The sequence below is a fragment of the Massilia sp. IC2-476 genome (genome assembly GCF_020707295.1).
In the GTDB taxonomy this organism is placed as follows: Bacteria; Pseudomonadota; Gammaproteobacteria; order Burkholderiales; family Burkholderiaceae_D; genus Telluria.
The window spans coordinates 143048-164932 of record NZ_JAJFER010000001.1; the positions used below are offsets into that span (position 1 = coordinate 143048).

Consider the following 21885-nt stretch of genomic DNA (forward strand, 5'->3'; position numbering starts at 1 on the left):
ACACTGCTTGTATAGTCATGCTGCAGTGCCGCAAGCGGACACCCATTCTAGCAAAGGTCTGAAAGTATGGCAGAACTATCCATTGCAAATGCCCCGGAACCGACCGTCCTTACCTTCCCAGGCTCGCCCTTCAAGCTGCACCAGCCCTTCCCGCCCGCGGGCGACCAGCCGACCGCGATCGCGGGCCTGGTGGAAGGCATCAACGACGGCCTGATGTACCAGACTCTGCTGGGGGTGACCGGTTCCGGCAAGACGTACACGATGGCCAACGTGATCGCCCAGGCGGGCCGTCCGGCGATCGTGTTCGCGCCGAATAAAACGCTGGCGGCCCAGCTGTATGCGGAGTTCCGCGAATTCTTCCCGCAGAACGCGGTCGAGTATTTCGTCTCCTACTACGACTACTACCAGCCGGAAGCCTATGTGCCGCAGCGCGACCTGTTCATCGAAAAGGACTCGTCGATCAACGAGCACATCGAGCAGATGCGCCTGTCGTGCACCAAGTCGCTGATGGAGCGGCGCGACGTCGTCATCGTCGCCACCGTGTCGGCCATCTACGGTATCGGTAATCCGAACGAATACCACAAGATGATCCTGACGCTGCGCCACAAGGACAAGGTGGCACAGCGCGACATCATCGCGCGCCTGATCCAGATGCAGTACACGCGCAACGAGATGGATTTCGCGCGCGGCTCCTTCCGCGTGCGCGGCGACACCATCGACATCTTCCCGGCGGAACACGCGGAACTCGCAATCCGCGTCGAAATGTTCGACGACGAGATCGAGTCGCTGCAGCTGTTCGACCCGCTGACGGGCCGCGTGCGCCAGAAGATCCCGCGCTTCACGGTGTACCCGGGCTCGCACTACGTGACCCCGCGCTCGACCGTGCTGCGCGCGGTGGAATCGATCAAGGCCGAGCTGCGCGACCGTCTGGAATACTTCCGCAACGAGAACAAGCTGATCGAGGAACAGCGCCTCGAGCAGCGTACCCGTTTCGACCTCGAGATGCTGGCCGAGATCGGCTTCACCAAGGGCATCGAGAACTACTCGCGCCACCTGTCCGGCTCGATGCCGGGCGAACCGCCGCCAACCCTGATCGACTACCTGCCCAAGGATGCGCTGATGTTCATGGACGAGTCGCACGTGATGATCGGCCAGCTCAACGCGATGTACAACGGCGACCGTTCGCGCAAGGTCAATCTGGTCGACTACGGCTTCCGCCTGCCCTCGGCGCTGGACAACCGGCCGCTGAAGTTCCAGGAGTTCGAAGGCAAGATGCGCCAGACGGTCTTCGTCTCGGCGACGCCGGCCGAGTACGAAAAGGAAAAGGCCGACAACGTGGTCGAGCAGGTGGTGCGTCCGACCGGCCTGGTCGACCCGCGGGTCTTGGTCAAGCCGGCGCGTTCGCAGGTGGAAGACCTGATGAGCGAGATCACCGACCGCATCGCCAAGGACGAACGCGTGCTGGTGACGACGCTGACCAAGCGCATGGCCGAGCAGCTGACCGAATACCTGAGCGACCACGGCATCAAGGTGCGCTACCTGCACAGCGACATCGAGACGGTGGAGCGCGTGGAGATCCTGCGCGACCTGCGCCTGGGTACCTTCGACGTGGTGGTCGGCATCAACCTGCTGCGCGAGGGTCTCGACTTGCCGGAAGTGTCACTGGTGGCGGTGCTGGACGCGGACAAGGAAGGCTTCCTGCGTTCGGAACGCTCGCTGATCCAGACCATCGGCCGCGCGGCGCGTAACCTGAATGGTGTCGCGATTTTGTACGCCGACCAGATGACCGATTCGATGAAGCGCGCGATCGACGAAACCGAACGCCGCCGCGCCAAGCAGATCGCCTTCAACGAAGCCAACGGCATCACGCCGAAGGGTTTGAACAAGAAGATCAAGGACATGATCGACGGCGTGTACAGCAACGCTGCACAGCGCGCGATGGTCGAAGGTGTCCGCGAGGATGCGGAAACGGCCAAGGTCGAATCGATGAGCGAGAAGCAGATCTCGAAAGAGATCAAGCGCCTCGAGAAGCTCATGGTGGACCACGCCAAGAACCTAGAGTTCGAGAAGGCGGCGCAGGTGCGGGATCAGCTGCATGTGCTCAAGCAGCAGGCGTTCGGCGCGCCGGGAGCTGACAACGTCATTTCGATGTTGGGAAAATAATGTTCGCTAACCGGTGCGCATTGTTTTCGCGCACCGGCAGCATTACATTAGCCCATCCGACAATATGCTATTTTTTCCTTCCTCTTGGGCGACGAGCTCTTCAAATGCTCGAATCTCGCTCCATATTTTACTTTCAAACTGAAGAAGCTTACCCTGCAATCCCTTAGTGCCATATTCCTGCACAGCACTTGCTAAGCTTATTTTGTAGGAATTTGGGTCATCAAAATCCTCGATAAAGAGGGGCCTAGATTCGATCAGTTCTTCTTGCTTAAAGGTTGCCGGCAGATCTTCTGTTACTCCTTGGATAATCGCATCAACCAGCCGTGAGTGAAGTTGCCCGCCAAACGAAACATCATTTTGGTTGTAAGTACCGAATTTCGAGGGGATGAAATCTAAACTCGAGTTAGAGTGATGCCGATCAGATTTTGCCCCTGATTCAGCATAGGTAATTCCAAAACTTGGTTGCGTTCTAATAAAATAGGTCACCCAAGAAGATATCGGCGTAACCGCCCCCTCCTCAAGACCCATCTCGGAAACAAAAGAGCTCAGTGCAACTAGGCCATAATACTTAGCATACCGGAACGAGTCGATTTTTTCCAAAAATGTAAGGACGGCATTCCAGAGGTCGTAATTTCCCACAGCAGCCGCATAGAATTTTTCAGCAAATTCATCTGTCGACCGCGCAACAAAGGCTGCTGCAAAATATTCCGCAATACTTTTATGAAGAAAAGTTGTAAGGTCATAGCCCTCAGAAATCATTAAGCAGGCTACCTGAACGATATCCTTCTTAAAATTTTCCAAGTCACAGGAGCCCTGAGTTGTGTGCTGACATGCGCGATCGAATGCCATTCCGAACTGCTCTGACGTTAAGCTTCGCCCATATCTATATCTGATTGTTATAAAGCAAAATAACTCGAAGAAGTGTTGTAGTTTCCTCTCCGACAATCCAGAATGGTGTTTTCGATTAAAGCCGGCCTTTTGTCTATCATGGCGCGAAAACATTGTAACGAATAACTTCTCGAAAAATTCCGGCAACTCCGAGGGTATTTCGTGTTCAGTCTCGTAAACCATGACCAGAAGCGTCATCATCAATGGGGTCGTGATCAAGTTCGAAACATCTGACGGGCTCTTGCGAATTGCCTCAGTAATTTCCAGGGCTTTTGCGGATGAAACCCCCAGTTTTGCCAAGAAACTTCCATAATCAGACTTTTCGAGCCCTAGCAGATTGACGCTATTCATCAAGCGACTTTTCTTAATTTCACTGGATGGCCTCGAGGTAACGATAATCTGCAGTTCCTCATACGTTTCGATAAGCCTCTCAACGCGATATATCGTCGATGGGATCAGTGTCTCATCCAACTCATCAAAGCCGTCGAGAAGCAAAACAAGTTTACCGCTGCGAAGCAGATAGTCGTACACCTCTTCATTGACTGAAATTTCCATCCTTTCAAGAGCGTCACGAATGTGGGTATCCAAGTCGCGTTTCTCGGTCAGAGTGCGCAACTCAATAAAAATCGGCAACTTTCCGCTTCCTTTTCCGGAAAGCTCTTGCAGATACAAGTATCGAAGGAGCATAGATTTTCCATGTCCTACAATACCCTCAATCACGAGATTACCCGGCGGCAGATCTGCTAGTGAATCGACGCTCGTTTTTTTCGAGTCAAACACAATTTTCGATGGGTAGTATATCGAAAGAAGTGATGTCTCCTTATCAGGCGCCCAAATTGTCTTAATTTTGTCCGCTACAGAGAGCTTTTTAGCAAGCCGCTTAGCAAAAGTAGCGGCTTCCCACTTTTTCAATGTGTTTCCAACGGATGTGCCAGCCCCCTTAGCGAGCTGCACCACCAACGGCGCTAGTGCCTTCGTCACCACAGCGATATCGAGTCCTACAGCCATGCTATCTCCTCAAATTCGAAGACAAACAATAACATTGAAATGTGGATAGTGCCATCTGAGAAAATGACGAGGTATTCAGAAAACCTACATACGTTGATGATAGGACTGTAGCCGCCGATAGATGTAAGGGCGCGAACGCAGCACACCTACATTGGGTAACACGAGATGGAGGCGAAAAATTCGATGCAAGAAACAGATCAGCAGCGATCAATCGAGCTAGGGGCTCATGACAGGCCTGCGATAGACCTTGAACCAAAAAGCGGCTTGAATTTAAATCAGTTGCACGCTACTAAGCAGCTGCGTCGCCAGTCAGGCCAGACAAGACAGTGTCGATGCCTCAAGAGGTGATCTTGCCTTGACGTCCGCGGCAACCTGCGGCGTTAGCACTACCAGGTCTTAGAAAACGCGTAGACGGGGGGCCTAATCTGCTCGGCCTCTAGTCTATTGTGTCGTGCAAAAGCATGTACAGTCACTGCTCAATGGAACTAAATTCGGTATCCAACAAAGTGGCGATCTTGCAGTCAACAATCAACTGGGTTCGCTGCTATGTGAACCTTAAGACTCCGCCTTCGCCGGCCTCTCAAACATCCTCGGGTCAAAGCTGTACGACCTTGCAATACTGAGCTTCACATCCGCATACGCCGGATGCTCGGGATTGATCACCAGGTTCAGCCCCTCCCCCACGATCACCGACGGCACCCGCATATAAAGGTGATGGCACTTCTCCAGGAAAGCCGTACCGAACGCCGTCGCGCTGCCGCCGTCGTCCAGGTCGTCCCACCCGTCCGGCAGCTCCTCGCGCCCCACGTCGATGCCGAGTTCCGGATCGTCCGGCAGGTCTACCGCCACCAGCACCAGGTCGGGCTCGTCGCCTTCGGCGTGCACGAATTTCTCCAGCACCGCCAGCTCCACCGTCATGGCGGTGTACAAGGCCGGGCAGCCCTCGGCGTGCCAGTGTCCGCCGCTCTTGCGGGCGCCTTCGCAACTGCGGTCGAGCGCCACATCCTTGTTCGCGATTCGCCAGGTTCTCATGTGTTCTTGTCCCCCTATTGTCCCGGAGCCAGCATACACCGGCGCAGAGCCGCGACCGCGCACGGATCGCGAGGGAATCAGTCTGTTTCGCCGCGGACCGAGGCAAGGATGCGCAGCAGTTCGGACAGGTCCGCGGGCTTGACCAGGTGGCGGTCGAAGCCGGCCGCGCGTGCGCGTTCGCGGTCGTCGCTCTGGCCGTATCCGGTGAGCGCGATCAGGGTCGCATTCGCGGTTTCCGGAGAGGCGCGCATGCGACGCGCCAGTTCGTGGCCGTCCATGTCGGGCAGGCCGATATCGAGCAGCATGACCTCGGGGCGCTCGCGCAGTGCGCGCGCCAGCCCACTGGTGCCGTCGTATTCGACACTGACCTGGTGCCCGTGCGCTTCCAGCAGCGTGGCCAGCATCTGGGCCGCGTCAGCATTGTCGTCGACCACCAGCACCCGCACCGGCCCTTCCCGGCCGTCTGCTTCCTGCTGCGCTTCCTGCTGCGCGGGCGCGGACTGCAGCAGCGGCAGGCGGATCAGGAATTCGCTGCCGCGGTTCATCCCTTCGCTGAAGGCCGCCACGCGGCCGCCATGCAGGGCCACCAGGCTTTTCACCAGCGCCAGGCCGATGCCCAGGCCGCCCTGCGAGCGGTCCGGAGTGCGTTCGGCCTGGGTGAACAGGTCGAAAATATAGGGCAGCACCTGCGGATCGATGCCCTGGCCGTTGTCGCACACGGCGATCACGGCCTCCCCTTCTTCTTCGCGCACGCGCAGGGTGATGCGGCCACCTGAAGGCGTGTACTTGGCGGCGTTGTTCAGGATGTTGGAGACCACCTGCACCAGGCGCGTGCGGTCGCCCGACACGTGCAAGGGGACTGGGGCCGGTTCAAGCTGCAGCTGGTGGCGCTTCATGTCCAGCAGCGGGCGCACCTGTTCCACGGCACCCTGGACGATGTCCGCAACATTGAGGTCTTCCTTCTCGATCTCGGCCAGGCCGCGCGTGACGCGCGAGACGTCCAGCAGGTCGTTCACCAGGTCGGTCATGTGCTCGGCCTGGCGCACGATGATGTCACTGGCGTGGCGCGCGCGCTGCGGATCGAGCGAGCCGCGTTGCAGGAGCTGGGCGGCGGTGGTGATCGGCGCCAGCGGGTTGCGCAGCTCGTGCGCGAGCATGGCCAGGAACTGGTCTTTCTGGCGGTTGGCGGCGCGCAGGTCGTCCTCGACGCGCTTGCGCGCCGTGACGTCGCTGCCCTCGACGAAGATGCCTTCGACGTCGCCCTTCGGCCCGCGAATCGGCTGGTACACGAAGTCGACGAAACGCTCTTCAAGTTGGCCGCTGGCGTCACGCTGGACGCGCACCGGCACCGCGTGTCCAACGAAAGGCTGGCCCGATTGATAGACCTGGTCGAGCAGCTCGAAGAAGCCCTGGCCCGCGACTTCCGGCAGCGCTTCGCGCGCCGGCTTGCCGATCAGCTCGCGGCGGCCGATCAGCTGCATATAGGATTCATTGGTGATCTCGAAGACGTGCTCCGGACCGCGCAGCACGGCCAGGATGCCGGGCGCCTGCTCGAATAGCGTCATCAGGCGCTGGTTTTCCTCTTCGCGGTAACGCTCGGCCAGCACTTCGGCGGTCGCTTCGACGCAGGCGCAGTACATACCGGCCACGGTGCCGTCCTCGTCGCGCACCGGCGAGTAGGAGAACGTGAACCAGGTGTCTTCGTCATAGCCGTGGCGGTTCATGCGCAGCGGCAGCCGGTCCATGTAGGTCGCCTCGCCCTTGAGGGCGCGTACGATCAGCGGATGGATGTCTTCCCAGATCTCGCGCCAGATGTCATGGAAGCGATTGCCCAGGGCCGTGGGGTGCTTTTCGCCCAGGATGACTGCATAGGTGTCGTTGTACAGGAAGCCCAGCTCCGGCCCCCACGCCACGAACATCGGGAACTTCGAGTTGAGCATCAGGCCGACGGTGGTGCGCAAGGCCTGCGGCCAGTCGCGCGGATGGCCGAGCGGGGAGCGCGACCAGTCGTGGGCCCGCATCATGGCGCCCATCTGCCCGCCTCCGCTGAGGAAGGGCAGCCATTCGGAGGGCGTCTCGTGTTCCGTTTTCATGCGTTCGTGTCGGCGTCTGTTGCGACGCTTATTGTGTTAGCAAAAGTGTGCCAGAAAGGGGCCCTTGCCCTCGCACCGCTGCCCCTGCCATCACAGCGTCTTGACGAAATCACGGATGCCGCCAAGCAGCATCTCGACCGACATTGCCGTCAGGATCAGACCCATCAGGCGTTCGAAGGCCGTCATGACCTGCGGACCCAGTCGCTGCTGCAGGCGCTCGGCGCTCAGGAACACGGCCAGCCAGACCACGCCGACTGCGGCGAGGGCGGCGACGTGCACCATCGTTTCCGACAAGTTCTCGGAGCTGAACAGCAGCACGGTGGCCAGCGCCGACGGGCCGGCCAGCGCGGGAATCGCCAGCGGGACGATGAAGGGCTCCCCTCCTTCGTTGCGGCCCAGCACGCCATCCGGATGCGGGAAGATCATGCGGATCGCGATGATCAGCAGAATCACGGCGCCGCCGATACGCAGCGCCACCGGGCTCAGGTGCAGCGCCTCGAGGAAGTGCTTGCCGAAGAACATGAACACGAGCAGCAGGAGGAAGGCAATGGCGCATTCGCGCACGACGATGCGGGCACGGCGCTCGACCGGCACTTCCTTCAGGGCTGCAACGAACAGCGGAACGTTTCCGAATGGATCAGTGACGAGGATCAGGAGGATGAAAGTCTGGAAGAAGCTTTGGGTCATCGGGTTGGGCTTGTTATTGTTAAATGCTGCAAATGGCCAAGACGCATCTTAGCAGAGTGGTACGACAGAAACATGACCGCTTTGTATCAGGCGCGGTTGTCAGGGCTCCACCGAATGGGTGCGCTTCAGGGTGCGCAGTACGAAGGTGGAGCGGCTGTGGCGGATGCCCGGGATCTTGTACAGGCGCTGGCGCAGGAAGCGCTCGTAGCCCTCGGTGCCGGCCACGGCCACCTTGATCAGGTAGTCGTAGTCGCCGGTGAGCAGGCTCGCCTCCATCACCTCGGGCAGCTGGGCCAGCGCTTCGCCGAAGCGTTCCAGCATGTCCTCGTCGTGGCGCTCGAGCGTGACTTCGATGATGACGGTGTCAGGCAAGCCCAGTGCGCGCTGGGACAGGATCGCCGCATAGCCCTCGATGTAGCCGGCCTCTTCGAGCGCGCGCACGCGGTTCCAGCAGGGCGTGGGCGACAGGTGCACGCTGTCGGCCAGCTTCTGATTGCTGATGCGGCCATCGGTGCGCAGGATGCGCAGGATCTTGCGGTCGATCTCGTCGAGTTTGTGGCCCTTGAGCTCAGGAATGGTGGACACGAGAAGAATCCTCTATGTTTCAAACGAAAGATAGGAGATTCTCCCATGTTTTGTCGAAAACAGGGAAACTACAAAAGCACCTTTCCGCAGTCCGCCATTACGATGGATGGACTTTATCGAGACCTTCCCGCGCTGCCCTGACCCTTGGCCACGACCCAAGCTGCATCGCGCGCCGCGGACACTTCTTCACGAGAGAAGCCGAAAAACAGAACGGGCAGGAAAGGCTGATCGCCCTTCCTGCCCGTTTTCATTGCCCGGTTCAACCGGCAAGGATTACTTCTCGAACTTCTTCATCCACGCCGCCAGCTGGTGCGGACGCAGGCCGTCGTAGTCTTCGAACGGCTGGTGGATCCACGGATTGTGCGGCAGGTCTTCCAGGTGGTAGTCAGGCTTGAAGGCCGAGGTACCTTTCACCCAGATGACAGCCGAACGCACTTCGGTGACGTCCGGGTAGTTGGTCTGCAGGTGCTCGCGCACCTTCTGCAGGGTCACGCCGGAGTCGGCCAGGTCATCGACCAGCAGGATGCGGCCAGCCAGCGGGCCCTTGGTCATCGTCATGTACTTGGCGATGTCCAGGTTGCCCTGCTTGGTGCCGGCTTCTTCGCGGTAGGAGCTGGTCGACAGGATCGCCAGCGGCACGTCGAAGATGCGCGAGATCACGTCGCCCGGACGCACGCCGCCGCGCGCCAGGCACAGCACCATGTCGAACTTCCAGTTCGATTCATACACTTGCAGCGCGAGGCGCTCGACCAGGCGGTTGTACTCGTCCCACGAAACCCAGAGGTCCTTGTCGGTCGATGCAGGGGTGTTCATTTCAGGCTATTCCTATTTTTATAATTAAGCTGCGAACGGATGGCGCAGCACAATGGTTTCTTCGCGGTCCGGGCCAGTCGACACCATGTCGATCGGCACGCCCACCAGTTCTTCGATGCGCTTGATGTAGGCGCGGGCATTCGCCGGCAGCTCCTCCATCGACTTGGCGCCGACGGTCGATTCAGTCCAGCCCGGCATTTCTTCGTAGACCGGCTCGCACAGCGCGGCTTCCTCGGCGCCGACCGGGAAGATGTCGACGTCGCGGCCGTCGATCTTGTAGCCGGTGCAGAGCTTCAGCGACTCGATACCGTCCAGCACGTCCAGCTTGGTCAGACACATGCCCGACACACCGTTGATCTGCACCGAGCGGCGCAGCAGCGCGGCGTCGAACCAGCCGCAACGGCGCGCACGGCCGGTGACGGTGCCGAACTCGTGGCCCACGCGCGACAGGTGTTCGCCCACGCCGGCGTCGGTCGGCAGTTCGGCAGGGAACGGGCCCGAACCCACGCGGGTCGTGTAGGCCTTGGTGATGCCGAGGATGTAGTGCAGCATGCCCGGGCCGACGCCGGCGCCGGCGGCGGCATTGCCTGCCACGCAGTTCGACGAGGTGACGAACGGGTAGGTGCCGTGGTCGACGTCGAGCAGCGAACCCTGGGCGCCTTCGAACAGCAGGCTGCCGCCGGCCTTGTGGGCGGCGTACAGCTGCGACGAGACGTCGCCCACCATCGGGCGCAGGCGCGGCACCAGGGCCATCGCGTCGTCGTAGGTCTGCTGGAAGTCGATCGGATCGGCGCCCAGGTAGTTCACCAGCACGTGGTTGTGGTACTCGAGGTTTTCCTTGAGCTTCTCGGCGAAGCGCTCTTCGTTGAGCAGGTCGGCAATACGGATTGCACGGCGCGCCACCTTGTCTTCGTAGGCCGGGCCGATGCCCTTGCCGGTGGTGCCGATCTTGTTCTCGCCGCGCTTGGCTTCGCGCGCCTTGTCGATGGCGACGTGGTAAGGCAGGATGACTGGGCAGGCTTCCGAGATCTTCAGGCGCGACACGACTTCGATGCCAGCTGCCTGCAGCTTGTCGATCTCGCGCATGACGTCCGGGACCGAAACGACGACGCCGTTGCCGATGTAGCAGGCCACGCCTTCGCGCATGATGCCCGAGGGGATCAGCTGCAGCGCGGTCTTCTGGCCCTTGATCACCAGGGTGTGACCGGCGTTATGGCCGCCCTGGAAACGGACGACGCCGGCCGCATGGTCGGTCAGCCAGTCGACGATCTTACCCTTGCCTTCATCGCCCCACTGGGTGCCGATGACAACGACGTTCTTTGCCACGTTAGTATTTGACATCACTTAACCTAAGTTTTTGAGAATCCAATTTCCGTTTTCGAGGACGAGCACGCGGTCGCACTCGAACTCGTCCTGAACATTGTCGTGACCCGGCATGGACTGGATCACGACTTCGCCTGCCTTGCGCAGGTCAGCGATTTTTTCCTTCAGCTCGGGGGCGTTGCCCCAGGGCGCGCGGATGGAATGCTTGCGCTCGGCCGTCGGCAGCAGCCGCGCCAGTTCGCGCAGGTCGAGCGAGAAGCCGGTGGCGGGACGCGCACGACCGAAGGCTTCGCCCACGTGGTCGTAGCGGCCGCCGCGCGCCACCGCGTTCGGCAGGCCCGGCACGTAGAGCGCGAACATGGCGCCGCTTTCGTACTGGTAGCCGCGCAGGTCGGCCAGGTCGATCGCCACGTCGGCGCGGCCGATGGCGCCGGCGGCCAGCGCCGCCAGTTCGGCCAGCGCGCGGGTGATGCCCGGCAGCGCAGGTAGTTCTTCCCTGGCGCGCTTGAGCACGTCGACGTCGCCGTACAGGTGCGGCAGCGCCAGCAGGGCCCGGCGGGTGCTCGGGGCGTAGTGTTGGGTGAATTCGTCCAGGCCCGGCGCATCCTTGGCGCGCAGCAGGCCGATGAGCTGGGCCTCGTCGCGGCGCGCGGCCGGGTCTTCGGCCAGTACGGCGCGCAGGATGCCGACGTGGCACAGGTCGAGGCGGACGGAATCAAAACCGGCCAGCGCCAGCGAGCACAGCGCCAGTTCCTGGATCTCGGCGTCGGCTTCCAGGCCGGCGTGGCCGTAGATCTCGCAACCGATCTGGATCGGCTCGCGGGTGGCGTGCAGGCCCGACGGGCGGGTATGCAGCACGCTGCCGGCGTAGCACAGGCGGGTGACGGTGTCGCGGTTGAGCAGGTGGGCGTCGATGCGCGCCACCTGGGTGGTCATGTCGGCGCGCAGGCCGAGCAGGCGGCCGGACAGCTGGTCGACCACCTTGAAGGTGCGCAGTTCGGTGTCCTGCCCTGCCCCCGCCAGCAGCGACTCGACATACTCGAGCAGCGGCGGCATCACCAGTTCGTAGCCGTACAGGCGGAAGGTATCGAGCATCTTGCGGCGCAGATCCTCGATCTTGCGCGCCTCGGACGGCAAGACATCGGCGATATTCTCAGGCAGGAGCCAGTTCGGCATGGGCAGACAGCTAACGGGTTGTTTTCAAGAGCAATGTTCGGGGCACGGGCGTGCCGGCGCACGGTGCGAGCGCCGAATCGGCAATTTTACCCGAAAATGGGGAGGCGTAGGACGGGGATGTTGATTTGACAGCGCTGGCGGGTTGCCAGAGTGCCATTGTGCAACGCTTGTCTATACTAAAAACGGCCGGGTAAACGTAGGGTGGGCAGGTCCCCTGCCCACGCGGTCAAGCGGCTCATGCACTGTTTGACCGCGTGGGCGGGAGACCCGCCCACCCTACGATTACTTCGAAGCTGGTTGCTTGAAGTACTTGAAGAACTCCGAATTCGGATCCACCACCATCACGTCCCCACGGTTCTTGAAGGTCGCGCGATACGCTTCCAGCGAACGGTAGAACTTGGCGAATTCCGGATTCTTGCCGAACGAATCCGCATAGATCGCGGTCGCCTTGGCGTCGCCGTCACCCTTGATCTTCTCGGCGTCGCGGAAGGCTTCGGCAATAATCACGGTGCGCTGGCGGTCGGCGTCGGCGCGGATCTGTTCGGATTCGGCGGCGCCGGTCGAACGCAATTCGTTGGCCACGCGTACGCGCTCGGCCTTCATGCGCTCGTACACCGAGTTGTTGATCTGCTCGATGTAGTCGACGCGCTTGAGGCGCACGTCCACCACGCCGACACCGATCTCCTTGGCTTCGGCGATGACCTTTTCCTTCACCGCTTCCATCACGCGGCCGCGTTCGCCCGAGATCACTTCGCGCACGGTGCGCTTGGTGATTTCGTCGTTCAGGGCTGCCTTGACGATCTGCGACATGCGGTCGCGGGCACGGTTCTCGTCGCCGCTGAAGCTGACGAAGTACAGGCGCGGGTCGACGATACGCCACTTGACGAAGGCATCCACCAGGATGTTCTTCTTCTCGGCCGTGATGAAACGGTCGGCGTCGGGCGTGTCGAGCGTCAGGATGCGCTTGTCCAGGTAGATCACGTTCTGGAACGGCGGCGGCAGCTTGAAGTGCAGGCCCGGTTCGGTGATGACGTCACGCACCTGACCCAGGGCGAAGACGATGGCGAAGCGGCGCTGGTCCACCACGAACACGGTCGAGGACAGCAGCATCAGGGCAATGAAGCCCGCCACAAATAAAGTTACGAGGCGGTTCATTAACGGCTCTCCCGATCACGTGAGGAATCGCGGCTGCGGCTATCGCGCTGGCGCACCGAATCCATGGCTTGCATGACATCCTGCGGCGGCGCCGATTGCGGCGTCGGCACCTGCACCGGACCCGAACGGTTGCCGACATTGTCGTTGCCGGCGTTCTGCTGCAGCAGCTTGTCGAGCGGCAGGTAGATCATCGGGTTGCCGGCGCGCGAATCGACCATCACCTTGCTGGTGTTGGAGAAGATCTGCTGCATGGTGTCGATGTACATGCGGTCGCGCGTCACGGCCGGGGCCTTGCCATAGGCGGCCACCACCTGGTCGAAGCGCGAGGCGTTACCGGTCGCGTTCTCGACCACCATCGAGCGGTAGGCTTCGGCGTCCTGCATCAGGCGGAAGGCCTGGCCGCGCGCCTGCGGGATCACCTGGTTGGCATAGGCTTCACCTTCATTCCTTGCACGGGCGCGGTCCTGGCCGGCCTTGACGGCGTCATCGAAGGCTTCCTGGACCTGCTCCGGCGGCTGCACGGCCTGCATGGTCACGTTGGTGATCAGGGCGCCGAGCGCATAGCGGTCGACGATCTTCTGCATCATCTGGTGCACGTCGACGGCCACTTTTTCGCGGCCTTCGTACAGGACGAAGTCCATCTTGCTGCGGCCGACCACTTCGCGGATCGCCGTCTCGGCGACCTGGCGTACGGTCTCGTCGTTCTCGCGGTTGTTGAACAGCCACTGGACCGGGTCCTTCAGCGTGTACTGCACCGCGAACTGGATGTCGATGATGTTTTCATCGTCGGTCAGCATCAGTGCTTCCTGCGGCTGCTTGTTGCGCACGTTGGCGCGGTAGCCGATCTCGGCGGTGCGGATCTGCGAGACATTGACGGTCTCGTGGGCCTGGATCGGGTACGGCCAGCGCCAGTTAAAGCCGGCGCCGGTCTTGTGGCTGAGCTTGCCGAAGGTGGTGACGACGCCGACCTGGCCTTCCTGCACGATGAAGGCGCCGCTCGCCAGCCAGATCAGGCCGACGATGACCGCCACCACGCCGGCGGTGACGCTGGCGCCGCGCATGTCGCCGCGGCCGGACGGACCGTTGCCGCCGTCGCCGCCGCCATTGTTGCGGCCGCCGAACAGGCGGTTCAGGCGGGCATTGAAGTCGCGCCAGAGTTGATCGAGATCGGGCGGGCCTTCACCCGGCCGGCGGCCCTCCTGGGCCTTGTGGTCACCCTGGGGTTTATGGCCCCAGCGTGGGTCGTTGAGCGACAGTTTGATGCCGCAACGTTTTAGCAGAGAAACGAGCATAGGCTAGTGTGGCCCGAGATGGGAAGTTGTTGTGTTATTGTCCGCAGGATTGCCGAAGGAGCCGCCCACCGCCGGTTCCTCCCCATCCTGACTGCTTTCAGGTGCGCGCGCCGCCAGCGCCGACTCGACGATCGCGTCGCGCAGCAGGTCCAGCCCGGCCCCGCTGTGGGCGCTGATGAAAACGCGGCTGATCTTATCATACTCATCACGCTCGACCCCAGGCTCGAGCCCGGCGGCATCGATCTTGTTCCAGACCAGGATCTGGGGCACATGATCGGCGCCGATCTCGCGCAGGACGTCGTTGACCTGCTCGATCTGCTCCATGCGCACCGGCGAATTGCCGTCGACCACATGCAGCAGCAGGTCGGCGTGGATGGTTTCTTCCAGCGTGGCGCGGAAGGCCGCGACCAGCTGGTGCGGCAGTTCGCGCACGAAGCCGACGGTGTCGGAAATGACGACCGAACCCACCTCGTCGCCCAGGTAGAGGCGGCGGCTGGTGGTGTCGAGCGTTGCGAACAGCTGGTTCGCGACGTACACGCCGGCCTTGGTGAGGGTGTTGAACAGGGTCGACTTGCCGGCGTTGGTATAACCGACCAGCGACACCGAGAATGTCTGGTTGCGCCCGCGCTGGCGGCGCTGGGTCTCGTGCTGCTTGCGCAGCTTGGTGAGGCGGATGCGCAGCTGCTTGACGCGCTCGCCGATCAGGCGGCGGTCGGTCTCGAGCTGGGTTTCACCAGGACCGCGCAGGCCGATACCACCCTTCTGTCGTTCCAGGTGGGTCCAGCCGCGGATCAGGCGCGTGGCCAGGTGCTGCAGCTGGGCCAGTTCCACCTGCAGCTTGCCCTCGTGGCTCTGGGCGCGCTGGGCGAAGATGTCGAGGATCAGGCTGGTGCGGTCGACCACGCGCACTTCCAGCCGGCGCTCGAGATTGCGCTGCTGGGCCGGCGACAGGGCGTGGTTGACGATGACGATGTCGATCCCGTCGGCCTGGCAGGCCATCTTGATTTCGTCGGCCTTGCCGCTGCCGACGAAGTGGGCGGGATCGGGACTGCTGCGCTTGGCCGTGATCGTGGTGATCGGTTCGGCGCCGGCGGAGCGCGCAAGCAGCGACAACTCTTCCAGGCTGGCGTTGAAATCGCCAGCACCAAAATCGATGCCGACCAGCGCTGCGCGCATGGTGGTGTTGCCGGGGGCGTCAGCCATCGGCCTTACTCGGCTTCGGAGTCGAGGTTAAGGTTGACGGCACGAGCCGGGACGACGGTGGAAATGGCATGCTTGTAGACCATCTGGGTCACGGTATTACGAAGCAGGACGACGTACTGGTCGAAGGATTCGATATGGCCCTGGAGTTTGATGCCATTGACCAGGTAGATGGAGACGGGGACGTGCTCCTTGCGCAATGCGTTCAGGAATGGGTCTTGTAACAGTTGCCCTTTGTTGCTCATAACAGCTCCGTAATGTTGTTGTAGTTCAGTGGGTGTAGATGCGAGTTTGAGGCTATTTGCCTTTTTTCAAGTGCCCGGGCCACATTCCGCGGTGGCGAATGACAGCCCTAAGCTACTGTAACCTGTTTCGCCACTTTTTGTCGTACTGCTAAGCCTAATTCTGCTCCTTGGCAAAAGGATTCTTGCCGGATTTGAATTCGATGCGCACCGGGGTGCCGACCAGGTTGAACGTATCGCGGAAATGCTTTTCCAGATAGCGCTTGTACGGGTCGCTGACGGCTTCCAGCGCATTGCCGTGAATGACGATGATCGGCGGATTCTGCCCGCCCTGGTGGGCGTAGCGCATCTTCGGACGCACGCTGCCCTTGCGCTTCGGCTCCTGCTTCTCGATCGCTTCCTGCAGGGCGCGCGTCAGGCGCGGGGTCGACAGGTTCGAGGTCGCGGCCGCATAGGCCGAATCCACCGACTTCATCAGCTGGCTGATGCCGGTGCCCTTCAGCGCCGACACGAAATGGGTCTTGGCGAAGGACAGGAAATCGAGCTTGCGGTCGAGGTCCGTCTTGACCTGGTCGCGCTGGTCCGACTGCAGGCCGTCCCACTTGTTGACGGCCACTACCAGCGCCCTGCCCGACTCCAGGATGAAGCCGGCGATGTGGGCGTCTTGCTCGGAAATGTCTTGCTGGGCGTCAAGCAGCAGCACGACCACGTTGGCGTCCGAGATCGACTGCATCGTCTTGACCACCGAGAACTTCTCGATGGCCTCGAAGACCTTGCCGCGGCGGCGGATACCGGCAGTGTCGATCAGGGTGTATTTCTTGCCGTCGCGCTCGAACGGCACTTCGATCGAATCGCGGGTGGTGCCCGGCATGTCGAAGGCGATCACGCGCTGCTCGCCGACCAGGGTGTTGATCAGGGTCGACTTGCCGACGTTCGGGCGGCCCACGATGGCGATCTTGATGCCATGGTCGGGATGCTCGAGCTCTTCCTCGTTCTCGGCGCGGTTCTCGAACGCGAAATCGAGCGCCTCGATCACGAGGTCGTGCACGCCGTCGCCGTGGGCGGCGGAAATGACGTAGGGGTCACCCATGCCGAGCTCGTAGAAGTCGGCCGTGACCGAGGTGTACTTCATGCCCTCGGACTTGTTGACCACAAGCATGACCTTACGGTTCTGCTTGCGCAGGTAATCGGTGATGGTCTTGTCGTGCGGGGTCAGGCCCTGGCGGCCGTCGACGATGAACACGACGACGTCGGCTTCGGCCACCGCCTGGCGCGTCTGCAGCGCCATCTCGTGCATGATGCCCTCTTTGGCGACCGGTTCGAAACCGCCGGTGTCGATGACCAGGAACGGCCGTTCGCCGATCCGGCCTTCGCCATAGTGGCGGTCGCGGGTCAGGCCAGGAAGGTCGGCCACCAGCGCGTCCCGCGAACGGGTGAGGCGGTTGAAAAGGGTCGACTTCCCGACGTTCGGGCGACCAACGAGTGCGATTACCGGCTTCATGTAATTATTTTATTCGACCGCGATGGCGGCCACAGTTCCATTTTGTGTTTGAAAAATCAGGTGCGATCCAGCCACCAGCGGGGTGCCCACGATCGGGCTGCCGTCGGTGGCGGCGCGCGCCAGGAAGGCGCCGTCTTCGCGCGACAGGAAGTGGACATAGCCCTGGTAGTCGCCCACCGCCACTGCGCGGCCGTAGGAGACAGGGGTCGACAGGCGGCGGAAGGCGAGCTTGTCGTTCTTCCAGGCGTTCGAGCCGGTGTCGCGGTTGAAGGCGTACAGGGCGCCCTTGTCGTCCGGCACAAAGACGAAGCGCTGGTCGACGGCGACGCCGACTTCCGACGACAGGTCGCGCGTCCACTTGGCCGAACCGGCGGCGGCGTCGAAGCATGCCACGCGGCCCTGGTAGGAGACGGCGCAGACGTCGCCCTCAAACAGCACCGGGGCGCCGCCGATGTCGGTCACGCGCTCGAGTTCGGTGGCGCCGCGCGCCACGCCCACTTCCACGTCCCAGCGCGGCGCGCCGGTGGCGAGGATGAAGGACGACAGGCGGCCGGCCGGCTGGGCGATGACAACGTCGGTGTTATTGATGATCATGCCCGGCGCGGTGCGCAGGGTCAGGGCCGGCGAAGTGCGCTGCACCGTCCATTTCTTTTCGCCGGTCTTGGCGTCCAGGCCGACGATGCGGTTGTCCAGGCTGCGCGCGACGACGATGCCCTGCCCGACCACTGGCGAGGACAGGAGCTCGCTCGACAGCTGGGTGCTCCACAGCTTCTTGCCGTCCATGTCGAAGGCCAGCACGGTGCCCTTGGCCCCGCCGACCACGATCAGGTTGCCGTCGGTACCGACGCCGCTCGAGAGCTGGCTGCCGGCCTTGGTGCGCCACAGCAGCTTGCCGCTCTCGGCCTCGACGCGGGCGATGTCGCCATCGCTGGCGGCCACGACCACGGTATTGCCGGCCAGTGCCGGCGAGAACTGGTAAGACCCGGCCTTGCCGATGTCCAGCTTCCAGGCGGTACGCACGGCCATCGTGCCCTTCAGCTCGACGAGCGGCGCCGGCTGATCGGTCTTCGACTTCGACGAGAACGGGTTCAGGGAGCTGAGCGAAGAAAGCTGCGGAATGCTCGAGCAGCCCGTCATCAGGGCCAGTACGCCAACACCAACAAGTTTGCTGCTAATACGCATGTTCTTTTACCTTTTAGAGGACGCAAGGCCCGCGTCCGCCCGACAGGCGCACGCGGGCCAGTCAATCTTGGATCTTACGCGTTCGCTTTCGCGTCTTTTGCCTCGGCCGGCACGGTACCGCCGATCGCTTCAAGCTTCACCTGGACCAGCTGGCGGCCCGGATTTTCCTTGTGCATCGCGGCCAGCGCGGCGACGTAGGCCTGGCGCGCCTCGGCCAGCTTGTTCTGCGCCACCAGCACGTCGCCCTTGCGGTCGGACACTTCGGCCGAGAACTGGGCCGGATAGGTATCGTTCAGCAGCTTGAGGGCAGCGTCGTAGGATTTCTCGTCCAGCAGCACGCCGGCCAGGCGCAGCTTGGCGATGGCCTTGTACTCGTCGTTGCCGTGGTCCGCCGCCCACTGCAGCTGGGTCTTGGCGGTCTTCAGGTCATTCGCCTCGAAGGCGGTCTTGGCCGCGCCCAGCGCAGCCATCTGCGCGTAGGTGGTGCCCGCATACTTGTTCTGGATGTCGCCGGCGATGCGCTGGGTCTTGGCGTTGTCGTTGGCGGCGAGCGCCGCCTGCAGCTCGTCGTACAGGGCCGAAGCCTCGACGGTCTGGTTGCGCTTGTGGGTATTCCAGAAGTTGTAGCCCGCGTAGGAAAGCAGCGCGACGATCAGCACGCCCATGATGATGTTGCCGAATCGGGCCCAGAAGGCCTTGAAGTTCGCTATCTGTTCCTGTTCTTCGAGGTCGTATGCCATGTTCTACTCTGTTGTTATCGTGAGGGTGGATCGGTGCTACGGGAAATCTTAGTGGCGGTGATGGCCGTGCTCGTTGCAGTTCTCGTCATCGCAGTCGTGCTCGCCGCCGCCGACGATCTGGTCGACCACATAGTCGACCACTTGTTCGAAGGCGACCTTGGACTGCTGCTGCTCACCGGCCTCGCCGCGCATGGCTTTCACCACGGCTTCGCCGGACGCGATCTCGTCCTCGCCGATGATCACGGCGAAGGAGGCGCCGCTGCCGTCGGCCTTCTTCATCTGGCTCTTGAAGCTGCCCGCGCCTGCCGGCGTTGCGCAATGTAACACAACATCCAGGCCGGCATCCCGCAGGCGCTCGCCCAGGATGAAGGATTGCAGCTGCGCTTCTTCGCCCTGGTGCACGAGGTAGACGTCGCACTGGCTCGGCGCCTGGGTCTCGCCCAGGCCCTTCATCAGCTCGATGATGCGTTCCATGCCCATTGCAAAGCCGACTGCCGGGGTCGGCTTGCCGCCGAACTGCTCGATCAGCGGATCATAACGGCCGCCGGCGCAGATGGTGCCCTGCGAGCCCAGCTCGTCGGTGACCCATTCGAACACGGTGCGGTTGTAGTAGTCCAGGCCGCGCACCAGGCGCGGGTTGATGGTGTACTGCACCGCATTGCGGTCGAGGATGTTCTTCAGGCCGTTCAGGTGCGCCAACGATTCTTCGCCGAGGTAATCCAGCAGCTTCGGCGCGCCGTTGACCATCTCCTGCATGGCCGGGTTCTTGGTGTCCAGGATGCGCAGCGGGTTGCTGTGCAGGCGGCGCTTGGCCTCGGCGTCGAGGATGTCCTCGTGCTTCTCCAGGTAGGCGATCAGGTCGGCGCGGTGGCGCAGGCGCTCGTCGGCGTTGCCGATCGAGTTCAGCTCGAGGCGCACGTTCTGCAGGCCGAGGTCGTCCCACAGGCGGCGGCACAGCATGATCAATTCCGCGTCGATGTCCGGACCCGAGAAGCCCACGGCTTCCGCGCCGAACTGGAAGAACTGGCGGTAGCGGCCGCGCTGCGGACGCTCGTGACGGAACATCGGGCCCTTGTACCACAGGCGCTTGGGGCCGTCGTACACGAGGTTGTGCTCGATGACCGCGCGCACGGCGCCCGCGGTGCCTTCCGGACGCAGGGTCAGCTGGTCGCCGTTCATCGAGTCTTCGAAGGAGTACATCTCCTTCTCGACGATGTCGGTGACGGCGCCAATGGCGCGCGCGAACAGCGAGGTGTCCTCGACGATCGGGGTGACGATCTTCTGGTAGCCGTAGCTCTTGAGGATGGTCTCGGCGGTGTTCTCGAACAGCTCCCACATCGGTGCGTCTTGCGGGAGGATGTCGTTCATGCCTTTGACGGCGACGATTTTTTCTGGTTTGGACATATTGTTAGCTCGTTTCTTCGTAGGGTGGGCAGGTCTCCTGCCCACGCGGTCAGTCAGTATTTGAGCCGCTTGACCGCGTGGGCGGGAAACCCGCCCACCCTACGGATTTATTCTGTCACTGCCTCTTGGCGGCTGTAGTTCTTCTGCACGTAGTTCAGCACAATCGTCTTGAACTCATCCACGATCCGCTCGCCGCGCAGCGTGGCAACCTTCTGTCCGTCGACGAACACCGGCGCCGCCGGCGATTCGCCCGTACCCGGCAGGCTGATGCCGATGTTCGCGTGCTTCGATTCGCCCGGGCCGTTCACGATGCAGCCCATCACGGCCACGTTCATCGCTTCCACGCCCGGATAGGTCTTCTTCCACTCCGGCATCTGCTCGCGCAGGAAGGTCTGGATGTTGTCCGCCAGCTCCTGGAACACGGTCGAGGTGGTGCGGCCGCAGCCCGGGCAGGCGATCACCATCGGGGTGAACTTGCGCAGGCCCATGGTCTGCAGGATCTCCTGGCCGACCACGACTTCCCTGGTGCGGTCGCCGCCCGGTTCCGGGGTGAGCGAGATACGGATGGTGTCGCCGATGCCTTCCTGCAGCAGCACCGACAGCGCCGCGGTCGAGGCGACGATGCCCTTGCTGCCCATGCCGGCCTCGGTCAGGCCCAGGTGCAGCGGGTAGTCGCAGCGGCGCGCCAGTTCGCGATAGACCGCGATCAGGTCCTGCACGCCCGACACCTTGCAGCTCAGGATGATCTTGTCGCGCGCCAGGCCGACTTCTTCGGCGCGCACGGCATTCTCGATCGCCGAGGTGATCAAGGCTTCGTACATCACGGCCTGCGCGCTCCACGGGGTAGCGCGGGCGGCATTCTCGTCCATGATGCGCGCCAGCAGCGCCTGGTCGAGCGAGCCCCAGTTGACGCCGATGCGCACCGGCTTGTCGTACTTCGCGGCGATCTCGATCATCTGGGCGAACTGGGTGTCGCGCTTGGCGCCCTGCCCCACGTTGCCCGGGTTGATGCGGTACTTCGACAGCGCCTGCGCGCATTCCGGATAGTCGCGCAGCAGCAGGTGGCCGTTGTAGTGGAAGTCGCCCACCAGCGGGGTGTCGATTTCCATGCGGTCGAGCTGTTCGCGGATCGCCGGCACCGCGGCCGCGGCGGCCGGGGTGTCGACGGTGATGCGCACGATTTCGGAACCGGCGCGCGCCAATTCCTTCACCTGGATCGCGGTGCCGATCGCGTCGGCCGTGTCGGTATTGGTCATCGACTGCACCACCACCGGCGCGTCGCCGCCGACCCACACGGTGCGCTGGCCGTGCGACACCGCTACCTTCCGGCTGCTGCGGCGCGCCAGCGGGCCCGATGGAATCGGTTCGCCGAGACAGGCTTGGTTCATGTTCTGTTCCATT

The 21885-nt window shown here is 62.3% G+C and carries 18 protein-coding genes; 1 reads left to right on the top strand and 17 read right to left on the bottom strand.

What is annotated here, in order from left to right; all coding sequences use genetic code 11:
• The first annotated feature begins 66 nt into the window (after nucleotides 1–66).
• Nucleotides 67–2163, top strand: coding sequence for an excinuclease ABC subunit UvrB (uvrB, locus tag LK539_RS00695; protein ID WP_227798989.1), 2097 nt, complete (start codon nucleotides 67–69; stop codon nucleotides 2161–2163).
• Between the two features lie 42 nt (nucleotides 2164–2205).
• Here the strand turns inward: uvrB and LK539_RS00700 are convergent, their stop codons facing one another.
• From LK539_RS00700 to ispG, 17 genes are all read right to left on the bottom strand, one after another.
• Nucleotides 2206–4059 carry an NACHT domain-containing NTPase gene (locus LK539_RS00700; RefSeq protein ID WP_227798990.1) on the bottom strand — a complete coding sequence of 618 codons (1854 nt, stop codon included), beginning with the start codon at nucleotides 4057–4059 and terminating at the stop codon, nucleotides 2206–2208.
• A gap of 555 nt (nucleotides 4060–4614) precedes the next feature.
• Nucleotides 4615–5091, bottom strand: coding sequence for an RES family NAD+ phosphorylase (locus tag LK539_RS00705; protein ID WP_227798991.1), 477 nt, complete (start codon nucleotides 5089–5091; stop codon nucleotides 4615–4617).
• Nucleotides 5092–5168: 77 nt separating this feature from the next.
• Nucleotides 5169–7184: an ATP-binding protein gene (locus tag LK539_RS00710; RefSeq protein ID WP_227798992.1), complete on the bottom strand. Its 2016-nt coding sequence runs from the start codon at nucleotides 7182–7184 to the stop codon at nucleotides 5169–5171.
• Nucleotides 7185–7274: 90 nt separating this feature from the next.
• A complete protein-coding gene (locus tag LK539_RS00715; RefSeq protein ID WP_227798993.1) occupies nucleotides 7275–7871 on the bottom strand; it encodes a MarC family protein in 597 nt (198 codons plus the stop codon).
• Between the two features lie 99 nt (nucleotides 7872–7970).
• On the bottom strand, nucleotides 7971–8456 hold the full coding sequence (locus LK539_RS00720) for an Lrp/AsnC ligand binding domain-containing protein (protein ID WP_227798994.1): 486 nt from the start codon (nucleotides 8454–8456) through the stop codon (nucleotides 7971–7973).
• 273 nt (nucleotides 8457–8729) lie between these two features.
• Nucleotides 8730–9269, bottom strand: coding sequence for a phosphoribosyltransferase (locus tag LK539_RS00725; RefSeq protein ID WP_227798995.1), 540 nt, complete (start codon nucleotides 9267–9269; stop codon nucleotides 8730–8732).
• A gap of 24 nt (nucleotides 9270–9293) precedes the next feature.
• Nucleotides 9294–10610 (bottom strand): adenylosuccinate synthase, encoded by a 1317-nt coding sequence (locus tag LK539_RS00730; protein ID WP_227798996.1) that lies wholly within the window; start codon nucleotides 10608–10610, stop codon nucleotides 9294–9296.
• A gap of 3 nt (nucleotides 10611–10613) precedes the next feature.
• Nucleotides 10614–11768, bottom strand: coding sequence for an ATP phosphoribosyltransferase regulatory subunit (locus LK539_RS00735; protein ID WP_227798997.1), 1155 nt, complete (start codon nucleotides 11766–11768; stop codon nucleotides 10614–10616).
• Between the two features lie 282 nt (nucleotides 11769–12050).
• Nucleotides 12051–12923: a protease modulator HflC gene (gene hflC, locus LK539_RS00740; RefSeq protein WP_227798998.1), complete on the bottom strand. Its 873-nt coding sequence runs from the start codon at nucleotides 12921–12923 to the stop codon at nucleotides 12051–12053.
• On the bottom strand, nucleotides 12923–14215 hold the full coding sequence (hflK, locus tag LK539_RS00745; protein WP_227798999.1) for an FtsH protease activity modulator HflK: 1293 nt from the start codon (nucleotides 14213–14215) through the stop codon (nucleotides 12923–12925). The genes hflC and hflK overlap by 1 nt, the downstream gene beginning before the upstream one ends.
• Before the next feature lie 3 nt (nucleotides 14216–14218).
• On the bottom strand, nucleotides 14219–15391 hold the full coding sequence (gene hflX, locus LK539_RS00750) for a GTPase HflX (RefSeq protein ID WP_227799760.1): 1173 nt from the start codon (nucleotides 15389–15391) through the stop codon (nucleotides 14219–14221).
• Between the two features lie 32 nt (nucleotides 15392–15423).
• Nucleotides 15424–15660, bottom strand: coding sequence for an RNA chaperone Hfq (hfq, locus tag LK539_RS00755; protein WP_026354376.1), 237 nt, complete (start codon nucleotides 15658–15660; stop codon nucleotides 15424–15426).
• A 154-nt stretch (nucleotides 15661–15814) separates the two neighbouring features.
• Nucleotides 15815–17158, bottom strand: a complete 1344-nt coding sequence (gene der, locus LK539_RS00760) for a ribosome biogenesis GTPase Der (protein ID WP_227799000.1) — start codon at nucleotides 17156–17158, stop codon at nucleotides 15815–15817.
• A gap of 9 nt (nucleotides 17159–17167) precedes the next feature.
• Complete coding sequence (bamB, locus tag LK539_RS00765; RefSeq protein ID WP_227799001.1) at nucleotides 17168–18340, bottom strand: outer membrane protein assembly factor BamB; 1173 nt, start codon at nucleotides 18338–18340, stop codon at nucleotides 17168–17170.
• A gap of 74 nt (nucleotides 18341–18414) precedes the next feature.
• Entirely contained in the window at nucleotides 18415–19080 is a 666-nt protein-coding gene (locus tag LK539_RS00770; RefSeq protein WP_227799002.1) for a tetratricopeptide repeat protein, read from the bottom strand.
• A gap of 48 nt (nucleotides 19081–19128) precedes the next feature.
• Entirely contained in the window at nucleotides 19129–20484 is a 1356-nt protein-coding gene (gene hisS / locus LK539_RS00775) for a histidine--tRNA ligase (RefSeq protein ID WP_227799003.1), read from the bottom strand.
• Between the two features lie 107 nt (nucleotides 20485–20591).
• Entirely contained in the window at nucleotides 20592–21872 is a 1281-nt protein-coding gene (gene ispG, locus LK539_RS00780; protein ID WP_307729072.1) for a flavodoxin-dependent (E)-4-hydroxy-3-methylbut-2-enyl-diphosphate synthase, read from the bottom strand.
• Nucleotides 21873–21885 lie beyond the last annotated feature (13 nt).